The organism is Odoribacter laneus YIT 12061, assembly GCF_000243215.1.
GTDB classification, from domain to species: domain Bacteria; phylum Bacteroidota; class Bacteroidia; order Bacteroidales; family Marinifilaceae; genus Culturomica; species Culturomica lanea.
Genome location: NZ_JH594596.1, coordinates 924,718 through 926,936 on the forward strand (window position 1 = coordinate 924,718; position 2,219 = coordinate 926,936).

At 49.3% G+C, this 2,219-nt stretch carries 2 protein-coding genes; both read left to right on the top strand.

Features of this window, described 5'->3' with window-relative positions; all coding sequences use genetic code 11:
* The coding region (locus HMPREF9449_RS03915; RefSeq protein ID WP_009135930.1) for a formylglycine-generating enzyme family protein at positions 1 to 351 on the top strand (351 nt) is incomplete at its 5' end.
* A gap of 321 nt (positions 352 to 672) precedes the next feature.
* Positions 673 to 2,219 (top strand): PEGA domain-containing protein (locus HMPREF9449_RS03925; RefSeq protein WP_009135932.1); only part of this gene is annotated, 1,547 nt, incomplete at its 3' end.

Genomic DNA, 2,219 nt, shown 5'->3' on the forward strand with positions numbered 1-2,219 from the left:
GCCCGTGGCGGCCGGTTGAGCAAAGGCTACAAATATTCGGGTAGTAATAATTTGGGAGAAGTCGGTTGGTATGGGAGTAATTCCGGGAATTGTACGCATCGGGTAGGTGAAAAACAGCCGAATGAGTTGGGCTTATATGATATGAGTGGAAATGTCTGGGAATGGTGTGAGGACTGGTACGGAGGTTATAGTGTTACTCCTCAGAGAGACCCGTTAGGAGCTGCTGATGGTTCTTACTGGGTGCGTCGGGGCGGTGGCTGGAACATCGGAGCCTGGAGCTGTCGCGTGTCGATTCGCAACGGCGCGCTTGGCAACCATGGCAACGACCTCGGCTTCCGGTTAGTATGTTAGTTCCCAACCTTCCGGTCTTAAATCGAGCTAAAAAAGAGGGGAGAAGTCGTACGGAGGGTCTCCCGGAAAGGGCGGTTGTATCTGCCCAAAAGGGAGGGCGGACGAGAGACGGTGGGTGGGAAGGGTATAAAAGAATAAAAAATAGGACTATGCAAGTAAAAATTTTTACCCTTTGTGTTGAAGGAGATGAAAAAGGAGAGGGGGTATGGAATCGTTTTTTACGAAGTACCCGGATTTTTACTTAATTCGTTCGTTTATTGTAGAAAATGAGGGGAAAAAAGAGAAAGTTCAAAAGGGATTATAAAAATGAATAGATCACATATGAGGTTGTTAATAGGTATTATATTGTTGAGTTGGTTTTCTCTGGCCGAGGCTCAGCAGATTTCGGTAAAAACGTTCCGGAAGTTGGAAAATGATTTGTCTGCCCGTACGGAAAATCGGCTGGATCAGAATGGGGATGTCTGCGCTCTCATCAAGGTCGTCGTGCCGGAACAGGGTTTTTATTTTGACGGGGACGGCAACGGCATTGTTACCGTAGAGCGGAAAATCGGAGAGTATTGGGTCTTTATACCTTATGGTTCCCGTTATCTTACCGTCAAACACGATAATTTGGGCGTGCTTCGGGCTTATGCTTATCCGGAACGGATCGAAAAGGCCTGTGTGTATGAGTTGGTGTTGACGACGGGACGGGTACATACGGTGGTGGAAGAGGCGGAGTTACAAAGTGGATGGCTGATTCTGCAGAGCGAGCCTTCGGGGGCAGATGTATATCTGGACGACAAATTACAGGGAACCACGCCCTTTCAGAAAAAACTGTTGCTGGGGAAATATCGTTACCGCCTGGAGTTGCCGCTTTACCATTCTGCAGCGGGAGTAGTGGAATTGACGGAGGAAGGGCGGCAGCAATTGTCCGTACCGCTTTCGCCGGCTTTTGGTTATGTGACGGTTCGTACGGAACCGGAGACGGGAGCGGAAATTATGGTGGACGGAGAAGAGAGCGGTTTAAAGACGAATGCGACGACGGCCCGTCTTTCAAGCGGAGTGCACCGGATTACGGTGAAATTGGATATGTACCAGCCGCAGGTAAAAGAGGTGGAGGTGAAGGACGGGGACACGACGGTAGTGGCTTTTACGATGCAACCGAACTTTGCCGAATTAAGTTTATCGGCTCCGGACTCAGCGGAATTGTATATTGACGGAATGTTTGTGGGAAAAGGAAAATACCGGGGGCGTTTGATGGAAGGGCTTCACGATCTGGAAGCTCGTCAGGCTTCCCACCGTTCCGATAAACGTCAGGAATTGATAAGTGCGGGGAAATCGGTGGAAATGATTTTACAGCCTCGACCGATATACGGGAAGCTGGACGTCATCACTACTCCTATGGATGCAGAAGTATGGATAGACAATCGTTCTTATGGTAAAACTCCTTTGACGGTGACGGATTTATTGATAAGCAACCGTGAAGTGGAGCTTCGTAAACAGGGGTACGCTAGCGTTCGTCGTACGGTTAAAATAGAAGAAAATAAACTTCAGACGCTTCAAGAGACGCTTTCTTCCGGCCGTAGTGTGACCCTTCAGACGGATCGGGAAGGCGATATTTTATATGTAGACGGAAAGCGGATTGGAGTTTCTCCGCAGAAGCTGGAGTTGTCCTACGGCATACATACGATTCGCGCCGAGCGGGGGGAACAGCATACGGAAAAGGAGCTAGAGGTAACGGAAACGGGAGGAGAAAGTGTAGTGACCTTGGGCTTTGGGTTATTGTCGGGTATACGCTGGTCCTCTTCGGTGACGCCCAAGCAGAAGGAGATATTGAGTCGTTTGGTTGGGAATATGGTTCAGGTGGAGGGAGGTCGTTTTCAGATGGG